The sequence below is a fragment of the Allobosea sp. RIT-PG3_2 genome (genome assembly GCF_057321085.1).
In genome coordinates, this window is sequence record NZ_JBXWCA010000013.1 from 27,276 (window position 1) to 52,393 (window position 25,118).

General features: G+C 67.1%; 23 protein-coding genes and 1 tRNA gene. 5 read left to right on the forward strand and 19 right to left on the reverse strand.

Annotated features, from left to right (window positions below; translation table 11 throughout):
- The first annotated feature begins 112 nt into the window (after positions 1–112).
- On the forward strand, positions 113–1,171 hold the full coding sequence (locus tag AC2FAN_RS26020) for a phosphatase PAP2 family protein (RefSeq protein ID WP_485176919.1): 1,059 nt from the start codon (positions 113–115) through the stop codon (positions 1,169–1,171).
- Positions 1,172–1,214: 43 nt separating this feature from the next.
- On the opposite strand, the gene AC2FAN_RS26025 is transcribed toward AC2FAN_RS26020, so the two are convergent.
- From AC2FAN_RS26025 to AC2FAN_RS26095, 15 genes are all read right to left on the reverse strand, one after another.
- On the reverse strand, positions 1,215–3,167 hold the full coding sequence (locus AC2FAN_RS26025; RefSeq protein ID WP_485176920.1) for a MacB family efflux pump subunit: 1,953 nt from the start codon (positions 3,165–3,167) through the stop codon (positions 1,215–1,217).
- A 1-nt stretch (position 3,168) separates the two neighbouring features.
- Positions 3,169–4,371 (reverse strand): efflux RND transporter periplasmic adaptor subunit, encoded by a 1,203-nt coding sequence (locus tag AC2FAN_RS26030; RefSeq protein ID WP_485176921.1) that lies wholly within the window; start codon positions 4,369–4,371, stop codon positions 3,169–3,171.
- Positions 4,368–5,816 carry an efflux transporter outer membrane subunit gene (locus AC2FAN_RS26035; RefSeq protein ID WP_485176922.1) on the reverse strand — a complete coding sequence of 483 codons (1,449 nt, stop codon included), beginning with the start codon at positions 5,814–5,816 and terminating at the stop codon, positions 4,368–4,370. The genes AC2FAN_RS26030 and AC2FAN_RS26035 overlap by 4 nt, the downstream gene beginning before the upstream one ends.
- Positions 5,817–5,923: 107 nt before the next feature.
- On the reverse strand, positions 5,924–7,357 hold the full coding sequence (locus AC2FAN_RS26040) for an NAD-dependent succinate-semialdehyde dehydrogenase (protein WP_476806102.1): 1,434 nt from the start codon (positions 7,355–7,357) through the stop codon (positions 5,924–5,926).
- 259 nt (positions 7,358–7,616) lie between these two features.
- Entirely contained in the window at positions 7,617–8,438 is an 822-nt protein-coding gene (locus AC2FAN_RS26045; protein ID WP_485176923.1) for an aspartate dehydrogenase, read from the reverse strand.
- On the reverse strand, positions 8,435–9,529 hold the full coding sequence (locus AC2FAN_RS26050; RefSeq protein WP_485176924.1) for an alpha/beta hydrolase: 1,095 nt from the start codon (positions 9,527–9,529) through the stop codon (positions 8,435–8,437). The genes AC2FAN_RS26045 and AC2FAN_RS26050 overlap by 4 nt, the downstream gene beginning before the upstream one ends.
- A gap of 4 nt (positions 9,530–9,533) precedes the next feature.
- Positions 9,534–10,235 (reverse strand): ABC transporter ATP-binding protein, encoded by a 702-nt coding sequence (locus tag AC2FAN_RS26055; protein WP_485176925.1) that lies wholly within the window; start codon positions 10,233–10,235, stop codon positions 9,534–9,536.
- The gene (locus AC2FAN_RS26060) at positions 10,235–10,987 is read right to left on the reverse strand and encodes an ABC transporter ATP-binding protein (protein WP_485176975.1); all 753 of its coding nucleotides are present in this window, start codon (positions 10,985–10,987) and stop codon (positions 10,235–10,237) included. Before AC2FAN_RS26060 ends, AC2FAN_RS26055 begins: the two co-directional genes overlap by 1 nt.
- 11 nt (positions 10,988–10,998) lie before the next feature.
- Positions 10,999–12,024: a branched-chain amino acid ABC transporter permease gene (locus tag AC2FAN_RS26065; protein ID WP_485176926.1), complete on the reverse strand. Its 1,026-nt coding sequence runs from the start codon at positions 12,022–12,024 to the stop codon at positions 10,999–11,001.
- Complete coding sequence (locus AC2FAN_RS26070) at positions 12,017–12,931, reverse strand: branched-chain amino acid ABC transporter permease (protein ID WP_485176927.1); 915 nt, start codon at positions 12,929–12,931, stop codon at positions 12,017–12,019. The genes AC2FAN_RS26065 and AC2FAN_RS26070 overlap by 8 nt, the downstream gene beginning before the upstream one ends.
- A 213-nt stretch (positions 12,932–13,144) precedes the next feature.
- Positions 13,145–14,323 carry an ABC transporter substrate-binding protein gene (locus AC2FAN_RS26075; RefSeq protein ID WP_485176928.1) on the reverse strand — a complete coding sequence of 393 codons (1,179 nt, stop codon included), beginning with the start codon at positions 14,321–14,323 and terminating at the stop codon, positions 13,145–13,147.
- 35 nt (positions 14,324–14,358) lie between these two features.
- Positions 14,359–15,333, reverse strand: a complete 975-nt coding sequence (locus tag AC2FAN_RS26080) for an MBL fold metallo-hydrolase (RefSeq protein ID WP_485176929.1) — start codon at positions 15,331–15,333, stop codon at positions 14,359–14,361.
- 1 nt (position 15,334) lies between these two features.
- Positions 15,335–16,516: an ABC transporter substrate-binding protein gene (locus AC2FAN_RS26085; RefSeq protein WP_485176930.1), complete on the reverse strand. Its 1,182-nt coding sequence runs from the start codon at positions 16,514–16,516 to the stop codon at positions 15,335–15,337.
- Positions 16,517–16,629: 113 nt separating this feature from the next.
- Entirely contained in the window at positions 16,630–17,181 is a 552-nt protein-coding gene (locus tag AC2FAN_RS26090; protein ID WP_265050097.1) for a 3-hydroxyanthranilate 3,4-dioxygenase, read from the reverse strand.
- A gap of 35 nt (positions 17,182–17,216) precedes the next feature.
- Positions 17,217–18,197 (reverse strand): dihydrodipicolinate synthase family protein, encoded by a 981-nt coding sequence (locus AC2FAN_RS26095; protein ID WP_485176931.1) that lies wholly within the window; start codon positions 18,195–18,197, stop codon positions 17,217–17,219.
- 226 nt (positions 18,198–18,423) lie between these two features.
- Between AC2FAN_RS26095 and AC2FAN_RS26100 the strand changes: the two genes are divergently transcribed.
- The gene (locus AC2FAN_RS26100) at positions 18,424–19,332 is read left to right on the forward strand and encodes a LysR family transcriptional regulator (protein ID WP_476806092.1); all 909 of its coding nucleotides are present in this window, start codon (positions 18,424–18,426) and stop codon (positions 19,330–19,332) included.
- Positions 19,333–19,412: 80 nt separating this feature from the next.
- On the opposite strand, the gene AC2FAN_RS26105 is transcribed toward AC2FAN_RS26100, so the two are convergent.
- Positions 19,413–19,487, reverse strand: a tRNA-Val gene (locus AC2FAN_RS26105).
- Positions 19,488–19,753: 266 nt separating this feature from the next.
- Positions 19,754–20,113 carry a cell cycle two-component system response regulator CpdR gene (cpdR, locus tag AC2FAN_RS26110; RefSeq protein ID WP_038363805.1) on the reverse strand — a complete coding sequence of 120 codons (360 nt, stop codon included), beginning with the start codon at positions 20,111–20,113 and terminating at the stop codon, positions 19,754–19,756.
- 221 nt (positions 20,114–20,334) lie between these two features.
- On the opposite strand from cpdR, the gene AC2FAN_RS26115 reads away from it, so the two are divergent.
- Together AC2FAN_RS26115 and hisN are read left to right on the forward strand one after the other, a co-directional pair.
- Entirely contained in the window at positions 20,335–21,255 is a 921-nt protein-coding gene (locus AC2FAN_RS26115) for an N-formylglutamate amidohydrolase (protein WP_442865034.1), read from the forward strand.
- A gap of 320 nt (positions 21,256–21,575) precedes the next feature.
- On the forward strand, positions 21,576–22,358 hold the full coding sequence (gene hisN, locus AC2FAN_RS26120) for a histidinol-phosphatase (RefSeq protein WP_265050093.1): 783 nt from the start codon (positions 21,576–21,578) through the stop codon (positions 22,356–22,358).
- Here the strand turns inward: hisN and AC2FAN_RS26125 are convergent.
- On the reverse strand, positions 22,263–23,318 hold the full coding sequence (locus tag AC2FAN_RS26125) for an alpha/beta hydrolase (RefSeq protein ID WP_485176932.1): 1,056 nt from the start codon (positions 23,316–23,318) through the stop codon (positions 22,263–22,265). The two genes, hisN and AC2FAN_RS26125, sit on opposite strands and share 96 nt — an antisense overlap.
- Before the next feature lie 209 nt (positions 23,319–23,527).
- On the opposite strand from AC2FAN_RS26125, the gene AC2FAN_RS26130 reads away from it, so the two are divergent.
- Positions 23,528–23,995 (forward strand): Hsp20 family protein, encoded by a 468-nt coding sequence (locus AC2FAN_RS26130; protein ID WP_265050091.1) that lies wholly within the window; start codon positions 23,528–23,530, stop codon positions 23,993–23,995.
- 90 nt (positions 23,996–24,085) lie between these two features.
- On the opposite strand, the gene AC2FAN_RS26135 is transcribed toward AC2FAN_RS26130, so the two are convergent.
- Positions 24,086–25,042, reverse strand: a complete 957-nt coding sequence (locus AC2FAN_RS26135) for a hypothetical protein (RefSeq protein WP_485176933.1) — start codon at positions 25,040–25,042, stop codon at positions 24,086–24,088.
- Between the last annotated feature and the right edge of the window lie 76 nt (positions 25,043–25,118).

A 25,118-nucleotide genomic window follows, 5' to 3' on the forward strand; every position in this document is an offset into this window, starting at 1 on the left:
GGCTCCTCACGTCGGAAGCATCGTGGTTCGGAACGGATATCGCTCCGCCGTTGTCAAACACGAAAGGAACTTCGTGGTAGCGAATACGGAGGTTCATTCGGGGGAGGAACCGATGCCTGTCGTGCTGATGTTCGCTGAGAGTTTGCGCCGCCACATCGGCCTCATCATCGTCGCTATATTCACGCTCGGTATCGCCATGCTCGTCAGCGACGAGACGAAGAACAGCCTCGACATGGACGGCGTCAGGATATTCGCCGGCTATCTTGGAATTGCGATCTGGTGTCTCGCCAGCCTCTATGCGGCGCATCGGCTGGTGTGGCTCGCCCTCGTCGCGCGCGATCCTTCGCCACTCAGGACATTCCTGAAGCCGTGCAAGAGCTTCCTCCTGGATGGCCCGCGCATGGCCAATTTTGTCGTGGGAATGGCGGCCATTACGGCCTTCGTTGCGGGGTTCGGCGTCCTCAAGGGCGCGATCGCCTTGCTGAACCCATTCAAATGGGACGTCGCATTCTCCGATATCGATCGCGGGCTGCATTTCGGCCGGTTGCCGCATGAATACTTCTGGTGGCTGATCGAATGGCCGGCGGGCATTTGCATCGTCAATCTCTTCTATAATCTGTGGTTCTTCATCATGATCGGAACCATTCTGATCACCGTCGCCGCTCGCGAAGATGCGCCCCTGCGCCAACAATATCTCATGACGTTCATGGCGATCTGGCTCGTCGCGGGGTTCTTCATCGCCACCGTCTTCTCTTCCGCCGGACCCTGCTTCTTCGAGGATCTGGGCCTCGGCGACCGCTACAAGCCGCTCATGGATGCGCTGGCGCGCTCATCCAAAACCTGGCCGATCTGGGCGTTGTCTACCCAGGACATGCTATGGGAAGGCTATACGGGCGAACGCCCGGGCGCGCTCGGGATCAGCGCCTTCCCCTCCATCCATGTGGCGACTTCGGTCCTGTTCGCCCTGTATTACAGCGAACGCCGGAAGCTCGTCGGGGTTTTCATGTGGATCTTCGCCGTGATCATTATGATCGGCTCGGTCGTCCTCGGCTGGCACTATGCGGTCGACGGCTATACGGGCGCGATCCTGGCCTGGATCATTTGGCGAGTCGTCGGAGTCTACACGCAGCGCAAGGCTGGTGTCGTCGAAGCGAGCGTCCAGCCGGCCTGATCGCGAGAACACGGCTTTCCGGAGGCCTCGGTAGCCGCAGGCCCTAATCCCGCGCCAGCGCGACCACCGGGTCGAGGCTCGCGGCGTTGCGGGCCGGCAGGAAGCCGAAGGTCAGGCCGATCAGCGTCGAGCAGGTGATGGCGACGGCGAAGGCCTCGCCCGAATAGATGAAGCTCACCTGAGAACCCGACGCCTCGAACGCAAAGCCGATGGCGAGCGCCAGCCCGATTCCGAGCGCGCCGCCGATGAAGCAGACCAGCGACGCCTCGATCAGGAATTGCTGGAGGATGTCGCCGCGGCGCGCGCCGACGGCCATGCGAAGGCCGATCTCGCCGGTGCGCTCGATGACCGAGACCAGCATGATGTTCATCACGCCGATGCCGCCGACCAGGAGCGAGATCACTGCGATCGAGGAGATCATCAGCGTCAACGTCGCGGTGGCGCTGGTGATGGTGTTGCGGATCTCGTCCTGGTTCAGGATGAAGAAGTCCTTGGTGCGATGGCGATGGGTCAGGAGTTCCGTCACGGCCTCCTGCGCCGCCGCCATCGGTGTCTCGTCGTCGACGCGCAAGGTGATGCTGCGCAGCGAGAGATCGCCGAGGAAGCGACCCTGGACGGTGGTGTAGGGCAGGAAGACCTGCGGGTTCTGGCTGCCGCCGAAGCCGCCCTGCTGCTGGCGCATCACGCCGACGATGCGGCAGGGCACGGAGCCGATCAGGATCACCGTGCCGATCGGATCGGCCGGACCTTGCGGGAAGAGCACGCCCTGCGCGTTCTCGTCGATGACGACGTCCTGCGCGAGCGTGCGGACGTCCGACGCGTCGAAGAAGGAGCCGCGCGCCAGGACGCTGCCGCGCACGTCGAAATAGCGTTCGCTGACGCCGTTGACCTGCGCGGTGGCCTCGATATTGCCGAAGCGGATCGTCGCGCTGGTCGTCACCGTCGGCGTCACGCTCGCGGCATAGGGCTGGGCAGCGAGGACCTGAGCGTCGAGCACGGTCAGGGTTCGGACCCGGCCGGAGCGCAAATCGCCGAAGCCGGCGCCGGGGAAGATTTCGAGCGTGTTGGTGCCGAGGCCGGAGATGTTCTGCAGCACGTTGCGCTTGGCGCCCTCGCCGAGCGCGACGACGCTGACGACGGCCGCGATGCCGATGACGATGCCGAGCATGGTCAGGGTCGTGCGCAGCTTGTGGGCGGCCATGGCGCGCACCGCCATGCCGAACGCCTCCTTCAGCCGGCCGAAGGCGGCGCGCAGGCGCCCGGCCGGCGGCGGGACGGGGGAGGGCGGAATCGCGGCTTCGGACTGAGGCGCCGTGCGCCGGTCGGCGACGATCCGGCCGTCGCTGAGCTCGATGATGCGATGGGCGCGCGCTGCGACATTCATGTCGTGAGTGACGAGAATGACGGTGTGGCCCTCGCGGTTGAGTTCCTCGATCAAGGCGAGCATCTCCTCGCCGCTCTTGCGGTCGAGCGCGCCGGTCGGCTCGTCGGCAAGGAGGACGCGGGCGCCGTTCATCAGCGCGCGTGCGACCGAGACGCGCTGCTGCTGGCCGCCCGAGAGTTCGGAGGGCCGGTGCGTCGCACGGGTGGCGAGGCCGAGCCGCTCCAGCAGCATGGCGGCGCGTTTCTGGCGAGGGCCGGGCGTGATGCCGGCATAGATCGCGGGCACCTCGACATTGGCCAGTGCCGTCAGTTCCGAAAGCAGGTGGTAGCGCTGGAAGACGAAGCCGAAATATTCGCGCCTGAGCCGCGCGAGCTCGTCGGGATCGAGGTCGCGAGTCGGGCGCCCGTCGATCTCGTAGGTGCCGCCGGTCGGCCGGTCGAGGCAGCCGATGATGTTCATCAGCGTCGACTTGCCGGAGCCGGACTGGCCGACGATCGCGACCATCTCGCCCGCTTCGATGACGAGATCGGCGCCGTCGAGCGCGGATACGGTCGCTTCGCCGCTGCCGAAGTCGCGCCGCACGCCTGCGAGACGGATGAGCGGCACGCCCATCTCAGAACCCGAAGGCCGAACGGGGGCGCCGGGTCTGGCGCGTGGCGTCCGGGCCGCCGGCGCTGCGGGTGGTGACGACGCGCTGGCCCGCCTTCAGCCCCGAGCTGATCTCGGCGACGATCTTGTTGTCGAGCCCGACGGTGACCTTGCGCTGCTCCGGCTTGCCGTCCGCGCTGAGGACATCGACGAAGGTATTGGGGCCGCGGCGGCGGATGGCCGTGGAGGGCACTGTGACGACGTTCTGGGCCCGGCCGACGATGACGGTGACCTGCGCGGTCATCGAGGTCATCAGTCGCCCGTCCGGATTCGGCACCTCGAAGAGCGCGTTGTAATAGACCGCGCTGGTGCTCGTGGATGAGGAACTGCTGGCGGCGGAGGAGCTTGTGGCGTTCTGCGTCTTCAGCGTGTCGGGGGCCGGCTCGACGAAGGAGATCTTGCCGGGGAAGCGCTGTTCCGGCGCGCCGAGCACGCTGAAATAAACCTCCTGCCCGGCCTTCACTCTGAGCACGTCGGCTTCCGAGATCTTGGCCTTCACCGTCATGGTTGAGACGTCGCCAAGCACGACGATGGTCGGCGCCGACTGGACGGAATTCAAGGTCTGGCCTTCCTGGGCGACGACGGCAAGCACGGTGCCGGCGCTCGGCGCGGTGATGCGGGTATAGCCGAGATTGGCGCGGGCGTTCTCGACCTTGACCTGGCTCGAGACGATCTGCGCGTCGAGCGCCTCGATCTGGGCGCCGGTCGTGTTGACCGTCATCTCGGCGTTCTCGTAGGCGTCGCGCGAGACGGCGTTCTGGCCGATCATCTGCTTCTGCCGGGCGAGCACGGCCTGGGCATAGACGAGGCTGGCCTTGCGTTCCATGCGCTGCGCCTTGAGCGCGGCGAGATCGGCCTCGGCCGAGCGCAGCGTGTTCTGCAGCGTGACGCCGTCGATCTCGGCGATCAGATCGCCCGCCGCGACGTTGTCCCCGAGTTTGACCTTGAGCGAGACGACGCGGCCGGTCGCCTGCGCGCCGACGCTGACCTGCCGGATCGGCTCGAGCGCGCCGGAGGCGAGCACGGCTTCCTCGACATTGCCCATCGTCGCCTCGACGCTCGGGAGGCTGACGGCCTCGGCCGGCGTGGCCTGCCGGGCCTGCCAGACATAATAGCCGCCGGCGGCCGCGACGATCAGGGCAGGGAAAAGGAGGCGGCGCAGCCTCATGGTTGCGGTTCCTCTATGGGAATGAGGCGCGGGCGCGGCCCGGTTTCGCCGTCGATCACGGCGGGCACGGAGACCGCGACGGGCCTGAGCCAGCCGCCGCCCAGCGCCTTGTTGAGAGCGATGAACTGGGTGACGAGCGCGACCCTACTCTGGATCAGCGATTCCTCGGCGCCATATTCCGAGCGTTGCGCCTCGAGCACATCGAGGAAGCTGACATTGCCGGAGGCATAGAGCGCACGGGACAACCGCGCCGCCTCGCCCGAAGCGCGGGTTGCTTCCGACAGGCTGCCGAGCCGGAGCCTTTCCTGCCGCAGCCCGACCAGCCCGTTCTCGACATCCTGCAAGGCGGTGAGCACGGCGAGCCTGAACGCCGCGTCCTGCCGCTCGCGCTGGGCCCTGGCCGCATCGACCGCCGCCGCCAACTCGCCGCCGTTGAAGATCGGCACGCTGAGGCTGGGGCCGATCGACCAGCCGATGGCGCTGTTCTTGGCGAGGTCGCCGAGCTTGATCGCCGAGGTCGAGATGCTGCCGGTCAGCGAGACCGACGGGTAGCGGTTGGCCTCCGCCTGGCCGATGCGCGCGGTCGCCTGCGCGAGCAGGCGCTCGGCCGAGCGGACATCGGGGCGGCGGCGCAGCACATCGGCGGGAATGCCGGCGCGCGGCGGCGCCGGCGTCGCGGGCACCGCGGCCGGGCGGGCGAAGTAAGGAGCCATCGCGGCCGGCGGGCGGCCCGTCAGCACGGCAAGCCGATGCTGGTTCTGGGCGAGCGAGGTTTCCAGCAGGGGAATCTGCGATTCCGTGCTCGCGGCCTGTGCGGTGGCGCGGGAGGTGTCGATGGCGGAGATGTCGCCGGCCCGAAAACGGGTGCGGGTCAGCGCCTCGGTCTCGCGCTGGGTCCGCGCCGTGCTGCGGGCGAGCGCGATCCGCGCCTGCAGGCCGCGCGACTCGACATAGGTCGAGGCGACATCGCCGATCAGCGTCAGCATGACGGAGTCCAAGTCGTCGAAGGCGGCGTCCGTGCCGTATGTCGCGGCCTCGACGGCGCGGTCGCGGGCGCCGAACAGGTCGATCTCCCACGACGCGTCGAAGCCGGCGCGGAAGCTGTTGCGGGTCACGAGCGCCGAGCGCGAGCGGTTGGCGATGGCGCCGCCATCGACCTGCGGGAAGAGCGCGCCGACCGCCTGCTCGCGCGCGGCACGGGCATCGCGGATGCGGGCCTTGGCTTGCGCGACATCGAGATTGCCGGCGATGGCCTGATCGATCAGCGCATTGAGCGTGGGGTCGCGGAGGCTGCGCCACCATTCGGATGGCTTCGGCGCCTTCGGCCCGCTCGTCGTCGCGCTCCAGCGCTGCGGCATGTCGAGCGTGGGCGGCGTGTAGTCCGGCCCCACGGCACAGGCGCCAAGACTCAACGCCAGCATCAGCAGGGTTGCGGAGCGAATCATCGCGGCCACAATGCCGCGAAAACCCGAGGCCGCCAGCCTTTCACCCCGTCCATGCGCAATATTTCGTCCCTATGGCAATCCTGCCAGTAAAGGGGCGGAGATTGCAGCTAGATGGCCATGCGATGCGAAAGCGTCTTGACCGTCATGTAGTGCGACAGGCCCTCGGCCCCGCCCTCGCGGCCATAGCCGCTATCCTTGACGCCGCCGAACGGCACCTCCGCGACGGAGGCTTCCAGCGTGTTGATCGAGACGTTGCCGGCCTCGATGCCTTCGGCGATCTGGTCAGCGCGCGCCGCGGAATGCGTGAAGGCGTAGGCGGCGAGGCCGAAGGGCAGCGAGTTCGCCTTTTCGAGGGCTTCCTCGACCGAACGCACCGGGTTGATCAGCGCCATCGGGCCGAAAGGCTCTTCGCGCATGGCACGGGCATCGTCCGGCAGATCGGCGATCACCGTCGGCGGGAAGAAATAGCCGCGATTGCCGAGCCGCTCGCCGCCGGTGAGCACGCGGGCGCCGCGAGCACGGGCATCGGCGGCGAGGGTTTCCAGCGCCTCGATGCGGCGGTGGTTGGCGACCGGGCCCATCTGCGTCTCCGCGTCGAGGCCGTTGCCGACCGTCACCGCCTGCGCCTTCTCGACGAAGGCCTTGGTGAAGCGCTCGTAGATCGATTCCTGCACGAAGAAGCGCGTCGGCGAGGTGCAGACCTGGCCGGCATTGCGGACCTTGCGGGTGGCTGAGAGATGGCCGGCCGCGACCGGGTCGACATCGTCGCAGACGATGACCGGGGCGTGGCCGCCAAGCTCCATCAGCACGGGCGTCATGTGGCGCGCGGCCAGCTCCGAGAGGTGCTTGCCGACGGCGGTCGAGCCGGTGAAGGCGACGAGGCGGGTCTGCGCCTGCGGGATCAGATAGCTCGAGATCTTGGCCGGCACGCCGAAGACGAGGTTGAAAACGCCGGGCGGCACGCCGGCATCGTGCAAGGCGCGGGCGATGTGGAGGGCGCCGGCCGGCGTCTCCTCCGCCGCCTTGATGATGATCGAGCAGCCCGCCGCGAGCGCGCCCGCGATCTTGCGGCAGGGCTGGCTCATCGGGAAGTTCCAGGGCGAGAAGGCCGCCACCGTGCCGACCGGCTGATGCATCACGACATAGCGGATGCCGGGCTCGCTCGGTATGACGCGGCCATAGGCGCGCTGACCCTCGGCCGCATCCCATTCGAAGAACTCGCAGCCGCGGACCACCTCAAGCCGCGCCTGCGCCAGCGGCTTGCCGTGCTCCAGCGTGATCGCGAAGGCGATCTCCTCGACACGCTCGCGCATCAGCGCGGCAGCCTTCAGCATGATCTCGGCGCGGATGCGCGGCGCCATCCGGCTCCAGACCTTGAAGCCCTCGGCGGCGGCCGCGAGGGCATCGTCGAGATCGGCATGGGAGGCGAGGGGGACCGCACCGATGACGCTTTCGTCGGCCGGGTTCAGAACCGGCTGCTCCTCGGCCGTCTTCCGCCAGGCGCCGCCGATATAGAGCTTGAGGTCGGGATAAATCGTCATGAAAGCCTCGGCTGGCGGCGTGTTCAGCGGTCTGTCGGGGTCGTTTCCGCTAGTCTCAACGAGACCATAGGTGCGGGCTCATTCTGTGATCCAGTCGGATAAATCAGATAAATTCAGATTGATCTGATTATGAATAATGTGGGTTTGCTGCGAGCGTCATTCCGGGGCGAAGCAAAGCTTCGACCCGGGAATCTCACGACGAGAAGGCGCTGGTTTCCGAGATGCCCGGGTCAAGCCGAGGGCATGACGGCAAGTGCGTCTACCGCACGAGCGGTCGCACGCGATTCTCGATAAGCCTGACCAGCCCCAGCGCCGTCATTTCGGAGGATTTCGGGTTCGAGGCCAGCGGTCGGTTCTCTATGGCGATCTCCAGCTTCCCGAAGTCGCCGCGCGCGCTGAGCTGGTGGCCGTTGCCACCGGCGGCCGGGTCGGCGACGAGCTCGACGCGGGTGCGATCGAGCCCGAGGCCCGCCAGCGCCGAGATCACCGCGACATTGGCGTTCTGGGGGAAGCGGGAGGCGGCTTCGCGGGCGGTGCCGATGAAGAAGGATGTCGCTTCGGTCAGTTCGTCGAGCGCGACGAGGCTTTCGACCGGTGTGCCGCGCCATGCGGATGGCGGCTTGACGATGCGATGGACCACTTCGTCGAGCGGCAGCACGGAGGCGGCGGCGATGGCGTCGATGCCCGCGAGGGCGCCGGGCGGGATCAGGATCTGGCTGCCATGGGCCTCCGCCGTGGCGACCAAGCGGTCGAGCAGCGCGGTATCGCAGAAGGCGCTGGTCGATGCGACGGCGAAGGCGGGCGCGGATCGGAGCGCCGCCTCGCCCCAGATGCCGACCGACTCGCGCCCGGCCGCCTCGACGACGAGATCGAGATCGAGGCCTTCGAGTGCGTCGGGCGTCGTGATGACCATTGCACCGGCCGGAACGTCACCAGCTCCAGCGGCGTTGCGGACACCTATCGCGGCGACGACGAAATCGGTGCCACCATCGCGTTCCGCCAGCAATTCGACGATGCGGCGGTTGATGGCGCCCCAGCCGATCAAAGCAAAACGCAGCGGCTTGCGAGGGTGGTGCGTCATGAGCCCTTGGCCGTGCGGAGCGCGAGGTCGAGCAGCGCGCCGCCGTTCAACCCTTCGAGCATGCTGAAATGGTGGCCCGGGCAGATCAGCGGTGCCGGCGCCTGCCATGTTTTGGCGAGAGCGGCCGATTGCGCCTTGAAGGCGTCGCTCTCGCCTTCGCCGACGGCGAAAGCGATCCGCGCTGTTTGCGGGCGAGACTGGACGATGGGGCTGAGCCGCGTCGCACGCGCCACATCGTCGAGGCCGAGCAGGCGGCCGAGAGGAAGACGGCCGAGCGGCTTCAGGTCGAAGAGGCCGGAGAGCAGCAGGACCGAGGCGATCGACGGGGCTTCAGCCGCGCAAAGCGCCATGGCTGCAAGATGCGCGCCGGCGGAATGGCCGCAGATGTGCAGGCTGTTGGCATCGAGGCCGAGCGCATCGGCTTCATCAACGAGGAAGTTCAGCGCCGCCACGCTCTGGGCGATGCTCGCTTCCAGCGGCGTGTCCGGCGCGAGCCCGTAATTCGGCATGGCGACGGCGTACCCCGCATCGAGCAGCCCCTGTGCGAACTGGGCGTGCTGGACCTTGTCCGAGGCCTGCCAGTAACCGCCATGGATGAAGACGAAGATCGGCGCAGGGCTCGTCCCGGCGGGACGATAGAGGTCGAGGGTCTCGAAACGGCCGGGGCCATAGGCGAGGTCGACGCCCTCGTGATTGGCGCGGAAGGCCTCGCCGTCGCGGCTCCACTGCCGGAACAACGCCTTCATGTCGGCCTGCAGGCGCGGGCTGTATTGCCGGCCGAGATCGCGCAGCGTGTAGCCCTCGACGATCGTCTCGGGCAGCGGCTGCGGAGCGAGGTGCCGGGCGCGGATGGTCAGGCCGGGCTCTGTCTTGGGCTGAAGGCGGATCGGCGGGCGGAAGCCGGCGAAGACCTCGCGCCAGGCGAGCTCGACGGTGTGGCGCGAGAGATGGAAGGCCTCGGGCCGGTCGGTCTGCCAGATTATGCCGGTGAGGTGATGCGGGCCGCAGCCTGCGGCGATCAGCCCAGCCAGGATGTCGCTCAGCGCATCGCGCAAGGCCTCGACCGGATCGGCCTCAGCGCTGTGGGCCACGATCTCAGACTCCGACATAGCGATGCACCAGCTCGGCATTGGCGGCGAGGTCGTTGCTTGAGCCCGACCAGACCGTGCGGCCCTTTTCTATGATGTAGTGCCTGTCGGCGATGCGCTTGAGCACGTTGATGTTCTTGTCGATCAGCAGGATCGACTGGCCCTGCGCCTTCAGCGCTTCGATGCAGCCCCAGATCTCGGCCCGGATCACCGGCGCCAGCCCCTCGGTCGCCTCGTCGAGGATCAGGAGCTTCGGGTTGGTCATCAGCGCGCGGCCGACCGCGAGCATCTGCTGCTCGCCGCCCGACAGCGTGCGGGCGGACTGGCCGGCGCGCTCCTGCAGGGGAGGGAAGAGGGCGTAGACCCGTTCCAGCGTCCAGGGCGAAGAGCGCTTCAGCCGGTTCGAGGCGGTGGCGACGAGGTTCTCGCGCACGCTCAGCGTTGGGAAGACCTGCCGCCCCTCGGGCACGAGGCCGATGCCGCAGCGGGCGATCTTCTCCGGCGCGATGCCGGCTACCGCGCGCCCTTCGAAGCTGATCTCGCCGCCCTTCGGCGCGAGCAGGCCCATGATCGAGCGCACCGTGGTGGTCTTGCCCATGCCGTTGCGGCCGAGCAGCGTCACGACCTCGCCCTCGGCGATGTCGAGGCCGACATCGAACAGCACCTGGCTCCGGCCATAGGCGGATTGCAGGCTGCGCACGCTCAGCATCAGGCGTCTCCCTCGCCGAGATAGGCGATGCGCACTTCCGGGTTGTCGCGGATATCGTCGGCGGTGCCGGTCGCGATGACGCGGCCGTAGACGAGAACGGAGATGCGGTCGGCCAGTGCGAAGACCGCATCCATGTCGTGCTCGACCAGGAGCATGGTGACGCGGCCCTTCAGCGCGGAGAGCATCGTGACCATCTGCTCGCTCTCGGCATGGCCGAGGCCGGCCATCGGCTCGTCGAGCAGCAGCAGGCGCGGCTCGCAGGCGAGCGCTATGGCGAATTCGAGCTGCTTCTGCTCTCCATGGGAGAGATCGGCGACCTTGACCTCGGCGCGATGGCTCAGGCCTGCCGTGGCGAGATGCTGGCGGGCGCGGCCGCGCAGGCCCTCGTCGCGGCGCGCATTGGCGAAAAAGCGAAAGCTGTGCCCCTCATGCGCCTGCACGGCGAGCGCGACATTGTCGAGCATCGTGAAGTCCGGCAGGAGCTGGTTGATCTGGAAGGTGCGGGCGAGGCCGCGCCCGACGCGCTGCGACGTCGGCAGGGCGCCGATCTCCTCGCCCTCCAGCAGGATCGCGCCCTCGTCCTGGGTCAATTCGCCGAAGAGCTGGGTGATCAGCGTGGTCTTGCCGGCGCCGTTCGGGCCGATCAGCGCATGGATCTCGCCGTCGCGTACGTCGAGATCGACGCCGTCGGTGGCGACGAGCCCGCCGAAGCGCTTGCGCAGGCCGCGCACCGAGAGGAGCGGTCGCGTCATGGTAATGTCGGTCATGGCGCGCTCCTGCCGCCGAGGCCGAGGCGTTTGAACAGCCCGGTCAACCCGCCCTGGGTGAAGAGCACCACGAGGAGCAGGATCGGCCCGAGCACGAGCTGCCAGTGCTCGGTCCAGCTCGTCAGCACGGTTTCGAGGATGACGAGGGCGGCGGCGCCGAGCAGCGGGCCGAGCAGCGTGCCGACGCCGCCGAGGATGACCATGATCATCAGCTCGCCGGATTTGGTCCAGTGCAGCATGTCCGGGCTGACGAAGCGCAGATAGTTCGCCATCAGCGCGCCTGCGAGGCCGGCACCCATGCCGGAGATGACGAAGGCGGCGAGCTTGTAGCGATAGGGCGCGATGCCGATCGCGGCCATGCGCCGCTCGTTCTGGCGGATGCCGGCCAGCACCATGCCGAAGCGCGAGCCGACGATGCGCCAGAGCGCCAGGAAGACCAGGGCGGCGACGACGAGGCAGATGAAATAGAAGGTCGTGTCGTCGCGGGTGTTGAGTTCGAAGAGCGCATTGCGGCGGCGGATCGTCATGCCGTCATCGCCGCCATAGGCCTTGAGCGAGACGAAGAGGAAGAACAGCATCTGCGCGAAGGCGAGCGTGATCATGATGAACTGCACGCCGCTGGTGCGTAAGCTGAGCGCGCCGATGAGGCAGGCGAACAGGCCGGCGACGAGGAGCGCGGCGGGCAGCGTGATGAGGAGCTGGTCCGTGCCGGGGATGAAGCCGAGGAAGAGGGCGTCGTCCGTCATCGTTCGGTAGAGGATGCCGACGACATAGCCGCCGATGCCGAAGAAGGCGGCGTGGCCGAAGGACACCATCCCGCCGAAGCCGAGCGCCAGATTGAGGCTGGCGGCGGCGATGGCGTAGATCAGGACGCGGGTCGCCAGCGGCACCAGCGCCGGCTGGCCGATCGCCTTGAGGACGAAGGGCAGGGCGATCAGCGCAACAGTGAGCGCGAGCAGCGCGATGATGCGGCCCAGTGCGGGCGTCGCGGCATGCGCGCGGGTGAGGGCGTCGTCAGACATGGGCGGGGAACAGTCCCTTGGGCCGCACGAGCAGCACGATCGCCATGAGCAGGTAGATGCCCATCGAGGCCAGGCCGGCGCCGAGCGCGTCGGCTTCCGAGCCGGTCATGACATGGCGCAGCAGGCCCGGCATGAAGGCGCGCAGCGAGGTGTCGACGAGGCCGACGATCAGCGCGCCGAAGAAGGCGCCGCGGATCGAGCCGACGCCGCCGATCACCACCACGACGAAGGTCATGATCAGGATCTGCTCGCCCATGCCGACCTGCACGGCCAGGATCGGCCCCGCCATCAACCCGGCTAGGCCGGCGAGCAGGGCGCCGAGACCGAAGACGGCGGTGTAGAGCAGGCGGATATCGACGCCGAGTGCGCGGACCATCTCGCGATGAGTGGCGCCGGCGCGCACGAGCATGCCGACGCGGGTGCGGTTGATGAGCAAATAGAGCCCGAGCGCGACGAGGAGGCCGACCGCGATGATGGCGAGTCGATAGACCGGATAGATCAGGCCGGGCAGGAGCTGGACCGAGCCGTTGAGCGCTGGGGGCACCGAGACGAAGAGCGGCTGGCGGCCGAATAGGATCGTCACGCTCTGGTTGAAGATCAGGATCAGCGCGAAGGTCGCCAGCACCTGGTCGAGATGGTCCCGCGCATAGAGCCGGCGCAGCACGACCACCTCCATCACCATGCCGATGATCGCAGCGGCGGCGAGGCCGGCCAGCACCGCGAGCAGGAACGAGCCGGTCTGCGCCGCGGCGAACGCGGCCGCATAGGCGCCGACCATGTAAAGCGAGCCATGGGCGAGGTTGATCACGCCCATGATGCCGAAGATGAGCGTCAGCCCGGCCGCGAGCAGGAACAGCATCACGCCGAACTGCAGGCCGTTGAGCAATTGTTCGAGAACGAGCGTCATCGCTGCCATATCCGGGCGGAGGCTCCAGAGGCCGTCCGCCGTCGTTCCAAAGCCGGAGGGGCTTACCCTGCGATGGAAACGCGCCGTCATTCCGGGCTTGTCCCGGAATCCATCATCGAGCGCTGAGCGTTACGATGGATTCCGGATCGGCGCCGCTCGCGCGGCTTGTCCGGAATGACGACTGCCTTTCCAATGCTGTCCAGGGTTATCGATTCAGAGCTTGCAGTCCTTGGCGTAGACGTCGCCATGGTCGCTCAGGACCTTGTCGACCGTCTTCAGGATCGGCGTGCCGTCCGCACCCTTCTCGACCTTGAGCGCGTACCAGTTCTGGATCGGATGCTGGTTCTTGCCGAACTTGAAGGCGCCGCGCACCGACTGGAAATCGGCCTTGGCGAGGGCGGTGCGGAGCGCCGCGACATCGGTCTTGCCGCTCGTCGCCTTGAGGGCGGAGGCAATGGCGAGCGCGGTGTCGTAGCCCTGGCTGGCATAATAGGTCGGCACGCGGTTGTAGGCCTTGGTCCAGGCTTCCACGAACTTCTTGTTCGCCGCGTTGTCGAAGTCGGTGTTCCAGTGGGCGGTGACGTTGAGCCCGACGGCGGCGTCGCCGACGGCCTTCAGCGTGGTGGCATCGAGCGAGGGCTCGGCCAGCACCATCGGCACCTTACCGAGCAGGCCGGCCTGCTGGTACTGGCGCAGGAAGGCGATGCCGAGGCCGCCCGGATGGAACTGGAAGACGACGTCGGGATTGGCCGAACGGATCTGCGCCATCTCGGGTGCGAAGTCGGTCTGGTCGAGGCGGGTATAGACCTCGCCGACGACCTCGCCCTTGAACAGGCGCTTGAAGCCGGTGAGCGCATCCTTGCCGGCCTGGTAGTTCGGGGCGAGGATGAAGGCCTTCTTGTAGCCGAGATTGGTGGCGTATTGCCCGGCGCTCTCATGCAGGCTGTCGTTCTGCCAAGCGACGACGAAGTAGTTCTCGTTGCACTCCTTGCCGGCGAAGTTCGAGGGCGCTGCGTTGGGGCTGACATAGAGCGCGCCGGAATCGACGATGTCGGGCACGGTCGCGCCGGCGACGTTCGAGAAGACGATGCCGGTCATGATCTTGATGCCGTCGGTCTTCAGCATCTTCTCGGCGATCTGCTTGCCCTGGCCGGGCTTCAGCGCGTCATCCTCGACGACGAGCTCGACCGGCACGCCGCCGAGCTTGCCGCCCTCCATGTCGATGGCGAGCTTGAACGCGTCGCGGATGTCCTGGCCGAGATAGCCGCCGGGACCCGAAAGCGTGGTGATCATGCCGATCTTGACCGGCTGCTGGGCGAAGGCGGCGGAGGCCAGCAGCAGCGATGCCAGGCCGAACGAGGCGGCCAGTCCTGTCTTCGTGTGTTTGAGCATGGTTGTCTGGTTCCCCTGTTTATTGGTCGTTGAATTCATGATTTCCCCGGGTTGTCCACGGTGAGGACAACCTGATCCCGCGATACCGGAAGGTAACGAAACGATACCTCGCTTCCCGTCTCTTCGATCCTGCCGAAGGACGGCGGAGCAAAATGATAGGGCGCGACTATCATATGTTCCCCCGCGCAGCGACGCAGGATGCGGTCACGCATCGACAGCGCTTCGGAGGGGTTTCCGCAGAAATTCGAGTTCAGCCCGGAAATGATCAGCTGGATCGGATGATGGATGAGATCGGCCAGAAAACAAACATCGTTCTCCTCCGTCTTCAGTCTGACGATGGTCATTCCCGGCGAGTGGCCGGGCGCGGGCTCGAGAGACAAGCCGGTCGCGATCTCCGCCGGCGTCTCGACGGCAGTGAGGACGCCCGCCTCGACCAGCGGCAGGACGCTATCCGCGAAGGCTCCGTGCAGGGTGGCGCCGGACGGGTCGGCGTGGTGGAGCGCCGACCAGTGATCGAGTTCGACGCGGGGGGCCACATAGCGCGCCCTCGCGAATGTCGGCCGCCAGCGCTGCCCGTCATGGACCGTGTTCCATCCGACATGATCGGCGTGGAGATGGGTATTGACGACGAGATCGATACTGTCGGGAGGAAAGCCCAGCGCCGTCAGGACGTCGAGGAAGCGCCCGGAGCGGCGATGCCATGCCGGGCGATCGGGCCGTTCCTTGTCATTGCCGATGCCCGCATCGATCAGGACGGTCAGGCCCGGCCGGGCGATCACATAGCTGTTGAAGCTGAGATCGAGCGTCGCGTTCGCGGCATCGACGGCGCTTTCGGGCAATCGTTCGGCGGCAGCCGCCAGATCGGCCTGCGTCAGCGAGCCGAACATCGCCTTCGCCGGCCAACCGATGCCCTCGATGTCGGCGACCCGATAGATTCGGGTCGAACCGATGCTCAGCAGGTCAGCCGTGGCAGAGAGCTCGGGAAGTCGCAGGCGCGTCACCTCGGCCATGTCACGGCACCCGCAGCTTGCACTGCGCGGCGAAGGGATCCCCCTGTTCGCTCAGCAACTTGGTCCGAGTGCGCAGGCTCGGCTTTCCGGACTCGTCCTTGTCGACGACCATGGCCCACCAGTCCTGCACCGGATGCTGGTTCGCGCCGAACTTGAAGGTGCCGCGGGTCGACGCGAAGTCTGCCTTCAGCATCGCTTTGCGGAAGGCAGCAGCGTCGTTGAGGTTGCCGCCGCTCCCCTGCAGCGCGGCGGCGATCGCCTGGGCGGTGTCGTAGCCCTGGGCCGCATACATCGTCGGGGTGCGGCCATAGGCCTTCGCGAAGGCCGCGACGAAGGCCTTGTTGGCCGCGTTGTCCAGATCCGTGTTCCAATGGCCGGAGACGTTGAGGCCGATGGCCGCGTCGCCGACAGCCGCGAGGATCGTGTGATCCATCGACGGCTCGGCGACGACCATCGGCACCGTCCCGAGCAACCCCGCCTGCTGGTACTGGCGCAGGAAGGCGATGCCAAGGCCGCCGGGCTGGAACTGGAAGACGACGTCAGGCTTCGCTGCGCGGATCTGCGCCATCTCGGGTGCGAAGTCGGTCTGGTCGAGGCGGGTATAGACCTCGCCGATGACGTCGCCCTTGAAAAAGCGCTTGAAGCCCGCGATCGCGTCCTTGCCGGCCTGGTAGTTCGGCGCCAGCACGAAGGCCTTCTTGTAGCCGAGGGCGGTCGCGTTCTGGCCGGCGCTGCCCTGCATGGTGTCGGTCAGCCAGGAAATGACGAAATAGTTCTCGTTGCACTCCTTGCCGGCGAATTCCGAGGGGCCGGCATTGGCGCTGACATAGAGCGCGCCGGAATCGACGATATCAGGCACGGTGGCGCCGGCGACGTTCGAAAAGACGATGCCGGTGAACAGCCTGATGCCGCCGGTCTTCAGCATCTTTTCGGCGATCTGCTTGCCCTGCCCCGGTTTCAGACCGTCATCCTCGACGACGAGCTCGACCGGAACGCCGCCGAGCTTGCCGCCCGCCATGTCGATGGCGAGTTTGAAGGCGTCGCGGATGTCCTGGCCGAGATAGCCGCCGGGGCCCGAGAGCGTAGTGATCATCCCGATCTTGACCGGGGCCTGCTGGGCTGGGGCACCGCCGGCGGTCACCAGGGATAACGCGATGCCGAGCAGCGCTCCGCGCAGTTTCATTCCGAACTCCGGTCGTTCCAAGCTACCTGCCGATCCATTCCAGCACGGCGCCTTTGCGTCACCGCGCCCTGCGCGGTCCGTAGGCGCGCCGCCCGGGGGCGGCGCGACGCTCGTCAGAGGCAGACCCAGCCGGCAGGCGGCTCCTTGCCCGGATGCAGGGTGCCGCAATGCGGGCAGGTACGGGCCTGCTCGTTGCCATAGAACTCACGGTAGAGCGGCGGCAGGTCGTCGACGATGCTGACGAGGTCGACCTCCACACGATGGACGAGGCCCTGGCACTCGAAGCAGTACCATTCGAAGGCGTCGAGCCAGCCTTCAGGACGCTTCGGCTCGATGACGAGGCCGATCGAGCCTTCCTGCGGGCGCTGCGGCGAGTGGCGCACATGCGGCGGCAGCAGGAAGATCTCGCCCTCGCGGATCGTCACGTCATAGTGCTTCCCGTCGTCGACGACCTTCAGCATCATGTCGCCCTTGAGCTGGTAGAAGAACTCTTCGACCGGGTCGTCATGATAGTCGGTACGCCGGTTCGGGCCGCCGACCACGGTCACCATCAGGTCGGAATCGGTCCAGACCTGCTGGTTGCCGACCGGGGGCTTGAGCAGGTGCTTGTGCTCCTCGATCCACTTGTTGAAGTTGAAGGCCTTCAGCCGTCCTTCGGTCGCCATTTCTCCACCTCTCCCGTTGTCGTCTCAGGTCTTGTTCAGCCGGCCTTGGCGAGCGGGGCGCGGCCGGGCTTCAGGCCGCACCTCTCGAAGGCGGCGCGCGTCGCGGCCTTCTCGGCCTCGGTCAGCTCCAGCATCGGCGGCCGGACCCGCCCGCCGACCTGGCCGAGCAGCTCCTGCCAGTATTTCTGGTGGGAATGGGGCTTCTCGGCGGGCCGTGTGCCGCGCAGCGCCTCGCGCACCGGGTTCAGGCTGTCGCGCAGCGCGCGCGCCTTGTCGGCCTCGCCGCGGAAGGCGAGATCGGTGTATTCGCGCATGCGCAAATCGTTCGCCGTCTGGATCAGGTAGGGCGGCGAGGAGCAGAGATAGAGCTGCCAGCCGAGCTCGAGGATGTTGTCGAGCCATTCCTCCTCGGAGGCGGTGCTGACCAGGATGCGGTCGCCGGCCAGCCGGGTGAGCTCGGCATACATCGGGCGCGGCACGCTGTACTTGATCGCGACGACGTTCTCGATGTCGGCGAGGCGATTGCAGAGCTGCGGCGAGAGCAGATAGCCCGAGTCCGGATGGCTCCAGAGCGCGATGCCGATATCGACCTTCTCGGCAATGGTCCGGTAGTACTCGTAGACCGTCTCGTCCTGCGCCTTGAAGAAATGCAGGATGGGCGCGTGCACGACGATGTAGTCGGCGCCGACCTTCTGGGCGTGTTTCGCGAGGTCGATCACCACGTCCATGTTCTGGTCCGAGCAGGACATGATGGTCTGGCCGCGCCCGGCCGATGCCTCCACCGCCAGCTCGAAGTTGCGCTTGCGCTCCTCGATCGACATCGAGAAGAACTCGCCCTGCTTGCCGGCGATGAACAGCCCGTCGATCTTCAGATCGTCGAGCCAGTGACGGATGTTCTCCCGGAAGCCGTCCTCGTCGATCGCGAGCGAGGGGGTGAAGGGGGTGAGCGCGGCCGCCCAGATGCCCTTCATATGGGCGCGGGCATAGGCCTTGGCGTCCTTCTTCGCGTATTTCATCGACCCTCACCCTCGCATTCCGGAACGATCCGGGCGGGAGGGCGGCCTTCGGTGAGGCGGCGTCCCCGCCGTCCATCCCCCATGCCGCCATCCTTTGCGTTCCCGCCCAGGCGTCGCCCCGTATGCGATTGGGGCGATGAGGGATGATGGCATGACAGGCGGGGTATACGGCAACTCATAACATTCGTATGAATTCGGAACCTGTCCTTATAAATCCGGGAACCGCATGGCGATCACGCTGCGCCAGATTCAGGCCTTCCTCGCCGTGACCGAGCAAGGCACCTTTACCAAGGCGGCGGAACGGCTGCACATGGCCCAGCCGGCGCTTTCCCAGCTCGTGCGCGACCTCGAGCGCGAGCTGGGCATCCGCGTGCTCGATCGCACGACCCGGCGCGTCGAGCTGACCGAGGGCGGGCGCGAATTCCACGGCGCGGCGCTGAAGATCGTGCAGGACCTCGACACGGCCGTGCAGAACGCCAACGGGCTGGCGGAGCGCCGGCGCGGGCGCATCGTGGTCGCGGTGCCGCCGCTGCTCGCGGCCGTGATCATGCCGCCGACGATCGTCGCGCTGCAGGAGAAATACCCCGGCCTTCAGGTCGTGATCATCGATGCCCGCAACGATCTCGTCGTCGAAGCGGTGCGATTCGGGAAGGCGGATTGCGGCGTCGGGACCTTCTCCGCGCTGGAGGATAATATCGAGCGCACGCCGCTCGCCCGCGACAGCCTGATGCTGTTCTGCGCGCGGGGCAGTGGCTTCGCGGAGCGGGAATCGGTGCTCTGGCGCGATCTCGCCGACGAGCCCCTGATCACGCTGACTCGAGACAGCGGCATCCGCCTGCTGGTCGAGGTCGGCTATGAAAGCGCCGAAATCACCCTGAAGCCGGCCCATGAGGTCGCGCAGATCACCACGGCGCTGGCGCTCGTCGAGGCCGGGCTTGGGATCGCGGTGCTCCCGACCTATGCGAGGGCCGTCGCGCCGGCGACGGTCATAGCGCGGCCATTGGCAGAACCCTCGATCGCCCGGGACATCGTCATGATCCGGCCGAGCGGGCGCTCGGTCTCGCCGGCGCTCTCGGCCTTCGAGACGCTGCTGCGCCGCTTCGTACGACAGCTGGCGCCGAGCGAGGAGAACTGAAGCGCGATGCGGGTGCTGCGGAAAGCAAAAAGGCCGCCCGGTGAGGCGGCCTTCTGTCCCTGTATTTCAAGGGCATCAAATGGTGGGCGCGACAGGGATCGAACCTGTGACCCCTACGATGTCAACGTAGTGCTCTCCCGCTGAGCTACGCGCCCGTTTGCCGCCAGAAGCAGCTTCCGGAAGCGTGTCCGGGGCCGTGCGGGCCGCGATCACGCTGCGAGTGAGGGGGGCTATAGCGGCTCGCTTCGCGGCTTGCAAGGCGTTTGCCGCATAAATTCTCCGAGCCCGTTTGCAAATTCGTGATGGCGGTCTGCGAACGATGTTTTTCTGCGTTTCGGTGCTCACGTACAAACGTACGCTGCGCTCCGATGCTCGAAAAACCCCTTTCTCGACACGCCCTGACGAATTTTCAAATTGGCTCTCAGGCGGCCAACAGCTTCTCGACTTCGTTGACGAGCTCGCGCAGGTGGAACGGCTTGGAGAGCACCTTCGCATCCTTCGGCGTCTGCGAATCGGGGTTGAGCGCGACGGCCGCGAAGCCGGTGATGAACATCACCTTGATGTCGGGGTCGAGCTCGGTGGCGCGGCGTGCCAGCTCGATGCCGTCCATCTCGGGCATGACGATGTCGGTCAACAGCAGCTCGAACGGCTCCTCGCGGAGCCGGTTATAGGCCGAGAGGCCGTTATCGAAGGAAGCGACGTCGTAGCCCGCATTCTGCAGGGCCTTGACCAGGAAGCGACGCATGTCGTTGTCGTCTTCCGCGAGCAATATCTTCGTCATGGGCCTGTTCTGTCCGTCCCTAAGGCCTGTGTTTCGATGCGTCTGGCGCCCGGATGGCCGCCGGGTCTGGAACGGCTGGGTACTCACCCGTCCGCGCAGTTGGAACCATGCCGTTGTATAAGGCAGCATCGTGGTAAACAACGCGTGAATCCAATTCGGGATTTCCATGGGTTCACGACACCGCTTCAAACGGCGTGGTTTGTGTGCTTCAGTCGCGCGAGATGAGCTTCTCCTCCGCCCCCTTTCCGCCCGGCCCCGACGATGTCGTCGCCGAGATCGAGCGGCCGTTCAGCCTGTACCAGCCAGCCCTCCAGGTCGTGCCGGTCGTGGTCGACGTGCCGCATGCGGGGCGCCGCTATCCGCGAAGCTTCGTCGAGGCGGCGCGGCTGCCGCTGCGCAGCCTGCGGCGCTCGGAGGATGCCTTCGTCGACCGGCTGTTCGGGCAGAGCGTGGCGCTGGGCGCGCCGCTGCTGGTGGCGGAGTTCCCGCGCGCCTATCTCGACGTCAACCGCGAGCCCTATGAGCTCGACCCGCGCATGTTCGAAGGCCGTCTGCCGCCCTTCGCCAATACGCGCTCGATGCGCGTCGCGGGTGGGCTCGGCACCATCCCCCGCATCGTCGGCGATGCGCAGGAGATCTATTTCGGGCGGATCCCGATTCAGGAGGGGCTCGCGCGGATCGACGAGCTCTACCGGCCCTATCATGCCGGGCTTCGCAGCCTGGTCCAGCGCACGCAGGGCGTGTTCGGCACCTGCATCCTCGTCGATGCCCATTCGATGCCCTCGGCCGGGCTCGACCGGGACGGGCTGTCGAAATCCGACATCATCCTAGGCGATCGCTTCGGCACCAGCGCCGCCGGCTACATCATCGACATCGCCGAGCAGGCCTTCACCCGGCTCGGTTTCAGCGTCACCCGCAACAGGCCCTATGCCGGCGGCTTCATCACCGAGCATTACGGGGCTCCGGCGGCTGGCGTTCATGCGCTGCAGATCGAGGTGAACCGGTCGCTCTACATGAACGAGGCGACTCTGGAGCCGCATTCCGGCTTCGCCGCAGTCGAGCAGGCGATCGCGAGCGCGATGGCCGATTGCTTCGCGCGCTGGAGCGGATGGCTCGACGACTGGCGCGAGGCTGCCGAATAGGCTTGAGGCCGGCCATCTCTGACGGGAAAGGGCGCCAAACCAGAAAAAAGGGCCGCACACTTGCGTGGCGGCCCAAGTCTAGGGAGGAAACGCCCAAGGAGGGCAATGAAGGTTTGAGGTGATCTCCCCTTCGCAGTGCACAATATGAGAGTGCGGTGCAAAACGCAAGCGCAATCGACGAAAATCGGAGATGGCATGCGCATGGCGCATGGCGAAACTTGAGATTATCGACGTTTTCCGGGTTTTCGCGTCATTCAACAATTTACGAGCCGGTATTCCAGGGCACTGATGCTGCAGGGCAGCAAACGGGAGACATTGTCATGAGCGCAGTCGATTTCGGCGCTTTCGTCGCGGAACTGGCGACGCAGTCGGGGCGGGCCATACTGCCGTTCTTCCGCGCGCATCACGCGACCGAGGACAAGTCGCAGGGCGGCGTGTTCGACCCGGTGACCGAGGCCGACCGCGCCGGCGAATCGGTGATGCGCCATCTGATCAAGCGGCAGTTCCCCGAGCATGGCGTGCTCGGCGAGGAGTTCGGCAGCGAAAACACCGAGGCCGAGTATGTCTGGGTGCTCGACCCGATCGACGGGACGCGCGCCTTCATCTCGGGGATTCCGGTCTGGGGCACGTTGATCGGCCTGACGCGCGCGGGCGTCCCGGTCTACGGCATGATGCACCAGCCCTTCTCGGGCGAGCGCTATTCCGGGGACGGGCGCGAGGCGCGCTACGAGGGGCCGGGCGGGCCGAAGAAGCTGCGCACGCGGCCTGTGGCCGATCTCGCCGCCGCGACGCTGATGACGACCTCTCCGGCGTTGTTCAAGGATGAGGAGGCCAAGGCCTTCGCCCGCGTCGAAAGCGGGGTCAGGCTCTCTCGCTATGGCTGCGACTGCTATGCCTATTGCATGCTGGCCGCCGGCCATGTCGATCTGGTGATCGAGAGCGGTCTCAAGCCCTATGACATCGTCGCGCTGATCCCGATCGTCGAGGGCGCGGGCGGCATCGTCACCTCATGGGATGGCGGCAGCGCCGCCAGTGGCGGGCGCATCCTCGCCGCCGGCAGCAAGGCGCTGCATGAGGCTGCTCTCGCGCGGCTCGCCGGCTGAGGCGGGCGCCGCCTGGTCTTCGCCGGGAATGAAGGCGTCGAAGGCGGCCCAGAACTGGGCACGAATCGCGTCGTTCTCCATCAGGATCTCATGGCGCGCCGTCGGCAGGACCAATGCCGAGCCGGTCTTCAGGCGCGCCGCGAAGCGCTCGATCGCCGGCGTCGAGACCACCGGGTCCTGACCGGCGGCGACGATCAGCGTGGGCACTTTGACCTCCAGCGCGGCCGAAGGCGCGTTGAGGCGGGCCATGAGGCGGAATGCGGTCCGGACCCAGGCAATGGTCGGGTCGCCGATGCTGAGATGGCGCGCCTCGGCCGAGAGCGCGCTGTTACGGGCGTAGCGGACGGCGTCGCTCGTCAGCCGGTTGCCTTCGAAGGGCTTCGTCGCGATCGCCGTGTCGCCGCCGCCGGGAATGAAGGCGCGGCCGAAGCCGAGCCAGAACAGCAGGCTCGCGAGGCGGCTCGCCCGGACCGGATGCGCGATCATGGTGAGCCCTAGCATCGGCGCCAGCGCGACCATGCGAGATACCGGCAGGGCCCCGAAGCGGGCGGCATCGAGGCAGATCGCGGCACCCATCGAATGGGCGAGCACGAAATAGGGCGGCGGGAACTTCGCCTGCATTTCGGCCATCGCCAAAGCGAGGTCGGCCTCGTAGTGCTTGAGATGCCCGATGTGCCCCTTGCGCTCGCGCCGGACGAAGCGCTGCGAGCCGCCCTGGCCGCGCCAGTCGAAGGTGAGGACATGGAAGCCGCGGCGGCGCAGTTCGGCGACGGCCTCGCTATAGCGCTCGATGAATTCGGCCCGGCCCTGGATAAGCACGACGGTGCCGCGCACCGGCTTGACGGTCGGGCGCCAACTCGCGAACCGCAAGCTCGCGCCGTCCCGCGTCGTCGCGAACCACACCCTGCCATGGCCCGGCACGGGGTAGCCGGGATGGGCGAAAAGAACGGCCTCGGCCATCGGCTCACTCCGCGTCGCCGCGGCTGCTTCACGCAGCCGCCGAACTGCTCTCGGGCTTCGCTTATGCCTCCGGGCGAGGGCTCTTGAAAAGCCGGAAAGCCACCCCAGATCACTTCTGCGCAGGCCGAAACCGGCTGCGCAACCTCAAACCAGGCCCGCGCTCAGACGAGGCGGGCTGACCAGATTGTCGCTTCCTCGGAGGACATACCATGCGTCATTTCGATCTTTCCCCGCTCTATCGCTCGACCGTCGGCTTCGACCGCCTGTTCTCTCTGCTCGACCAGGCGACGAGCAACGACGCGGCGCCGACCTATCCGCCCTATAATATCGAGCGGACCGCCGAAAACGCCTACCGCATCACCATCGCGGTCGCGGGTTTCGGTGAGGGCGACCTCGCCATCGAGTCGAAGGAGAACACGCTTTCCGTCAAGGGCGAGAAGCAGGTCGGCGAGGGTGCCGAGAAGCGCGAGGTCCTGCATCAGGGCATCGCCGCTCGCGCCTTCGAGCGCCGCTTCCAGCTTGCCGATTATGTGCAGGTGACCGGGGCCAGCCTCGAGAACGGCCTGCTGCATATCGACCTCGTGCGCGAGATCCCCGAGGCCAAGAAGCCCCGCCAGATTCCGATCGGCGGCGGTTCGGCCAAGGTGCTCGAAGCCAAGGTCGCCAAGGCGGCGTAACGCGAAAAGCCCGCTGGGCTGAAAGAGAAAGGCTCCCGGAAACGGGAGCCTTTTTTGTTGGTCAGAAATGAGAGCTTCGGGGCAGAACCATCAGTTCAAGGGAGCCACCGGAGCGATCGGCGTTTCGGGCTTTGGCGTCGTCGGAGTCGGGTCGACATGCTGCACGGGCGGCATGGACAGCGCTTCCGGCGCCGGAGCGGCGGTCGACAGCGGCGGCTTGCGCTCGCCGTCCTCGGTGCCGCGCACGTCGCTCGGATTGACCAGCCTGGGCTTGTCGGCGCCGGTCTCCGGATTGGTCGCTCCGGGCGAGGGCTGCGGGGGCCTTACCACCGGCGGCGGGGCCACCGTCGCCGGGGCGCTCGCCTCGGCGGGCGGTTTCTCCGCCGGCTTGGCCGGCTCGGGCACGGGAGGCGCGGCCGGGGAGGGCGGCGAAACGGTGGCGGGAGCGCTGGCTTCGGCGGGTGGGCGCTCTACCGGCTTGGCCGGTTCGGGCGCGGGTGGCGCTGCCGGAGCGTGCGGGGAGGTCGTCGCCGGAGCGCTGGCCTCGGCCGGCAGTTTCAGCTCGGCGGGTCGTTCGGGCGGCTGGGGGACGAGGTGCGGACGCGGCGCCACATGTTCCTCGCGCGGATCGACGCGGGCGACATCGGGAGCCGGCACGGACTGGCCGCGCAGCGGAGTGCGGCGGATCAGCTCGCCGGCATAGGCGTCGAGTACCAGGCGCTGGCGCTGGCCGCCGGCGGTGATGCCATCGACGACATAGGTGTCGTCCCGCCGGATCGAGCGATCGATCCGGACCAGGCCGTAATTGCGCGCGGCGATGCGGTTGACCATGTAAGGCGAGACGGCAGCCGGTGCGCGGGGCACAGCCCTCGGCGGGCGCGGCGCATATCCGTAATCATAGCGATAGCCGTAGCCGTAGGCGGGGTACGGATCCTCGTCATAATAGTAGTATTGGGCGCGGGCGGCTCCCGCCGTGCCGGCCAGAGCGCCGGCCACGACCAGGCCCATCAGCGCGATGCGCCCCGGTGCGGTCGAACGATTTGCCATGCCATACTTCCTTAACGACTGCCTTGGTTGCGGGCAGTCTTGTTAGGGATTGCGGCGGGCATGGGGTTGGAAACGG

What these genes read in the sequence shown, in the direction of transcription:
- AC2FAN_RS26020 (WP_485176919.1), top strand. Translation starts at nt 113, where the DNA reads ATGCCTGTCGTGCTGATGTTCGCTGAGAGTTTGCGCCGCCACATCGGC.
- AC2FAN_RS26025 (WP_485176920.1), bottom strand. Translation starts at nt 3,167, where the DNA reads ATGGGCGTGCCGCTCATCCGTCTCGCAGGCGTGCGGCGCGACTTCGGC.
- AC2FAN_RS26030 (WP_485176921.1), bottom strand. Translation starts at nt 4,371, where the DNA reads ATGAGGCTGCGCCGCCTCCTTTTCCCTGCCCTGATCGTCGCGGCCGCC.
- AC2FAN_RS26035 (WP_485176922.1), bottom strand. Translation starts at nt 5,816, where the DNA reads ATGATTCGCTCCGCAACCCTGCTGATGCTGGCGTTGAGTCTTGGCGCC.
- AC2FAN_RS26040 (WP_476806102.1), bottom strand. Translation starts at nt 7,357, where the DNA reads ATGACGATTTATCCCGACCTCAAGCTCTATATCGGCGGCGCCTGGCGG.
- AC2FAN_RS26045 (WP_485176923.1), bottom strand. Translation starts at nt 8,438, where the DNA reads ATGACGCACCACCCTCGCAAGCCGCTGCGTTTTGCTTTGATCGGCTGG.
- AC2FAN_RS26055 (WP_485176925.1), bottom strand. Translation starts at nt 10,235, where the DNA reads ATGCTGAGCGTGCGCAGCCTGCAATCCGCCTATGGCCGGAGCCAGGTG.
- AC2FAN_RS26060 (WP_485176975.1), bottom strand. Translation starts at nt 10,987, where the DNA reads ATGACGCGACCGCTCCTCTCGGTGCGCGGCCTGCGCAAGCGCTTCGGC.
- AC2FAN_RS26065 (WP_485176926.1), bottom strand. Translation starts at nt 12,024, where the DNA reads ATGTCTGACGACGCCCTCACCCGCGCGCATGCCGCGACGCCCGCACTG.
- AC2FAN_RS26070 (WP_485176927.1), bottom strand. Translation starts at nt 12,931, where the DNA reads ATGACGCTCGTTCTCGAACAATTGCTCAACGGCCTGCAGTTCGGCGTG.
- AC2FAN_RS26075 (WP_485176928.1), bottom strand. Translation starts at nt 14,323, where the DNA reads ATGCTCAAACACACGAAGACAGGACTGGCCGCCTCGTTCGGCCTGGCA.
- AC2FAN_RS26080 (WP_485176929.1), bottom strand. Translation starts at nt 15,333, where the DNA reads ATGGCCGAGGTGACGCGCCTGCGACTTCCCGAGCTCTCTGCCACGGCT.
- AC2FAN_RS26085 (WP_485176930.1), bottom strand. Translation starts at nt 16,516, where the DNA reads ATGAAACTGCGCGGAGCGCTGCTCGGCATCGCGTTATCCCTGGTGACC.
- AC2FAN_RS26090 (WP_265050097.1), bottom strand. Translation starts at nt 17,181, where the DNA reads ATGGCGACCGAAGGACGGCTGAAGGCCTTCAACTTCAACAAGTGGATC.
- AC2FAN_RS26095 (WP_485176931.1), bottom strand. Translation starts at nt 18,197, where the DNA reads ATGAAATACGCGAAGAAGGACGCCAAGGCCTATGCCCGCGCCCATATG.
- AC2FAN_RS26100 (WP_476806092.1), top strand. Translation starts at nt 18,424, where the DNA reads ATGGCGATCACGCTGCGCCAGATTCAGGCCTTCCTCGCCGTGACCGAG.
- cpdR (WP_038363805.1), bottom strand. Translation starts at nt 20,113, where the DNA reads ATGACGAAGATATTGCTCGCGGAAGACGACAACGACATGCGTCGCTTC.
- AC2FAN_RS26115 (WP_442865034.1), top strand. Translation starts at nt 20,335, where the DNA reads ATGAGCTTCTCCTCCGCCCCCTTTCCGCCCGGCCCCGACGATGTCGTC.
- hisN (WP_265050093.1), top strand. Translation starts at nt 21,576, where the DNA reads ATGAGCGCAGTCGATTTCGGCGCTTTCGTCGCGGAACTGGCGACGCAG.
- AC2FAN_RS26125 (WP_485176932.1), bottom strand. Translation starts at nt 23,318, where the DNA reads ATGGCCGAGGCCGTTCTTTTCGCCCATCCCGGCTACCCCGTGCCGGGC.
- AC2FAN_RS26130 (WP_265050091.1), top strand. Translation starts at nt 23,528, where the DNA reads ATGCGTCATTTCGATCTTTCCCCGCTCTATCGCTCGACCGTCGGCTTC.
- AC2FAN_RS26135 (WP_485176933.1), bottom strand. Translation starts at nt 25,042, where the DNA reads ATGGCAAATCGTTCGACCGCACCGGGGCGCATCGCGCTGATGGGCCTG.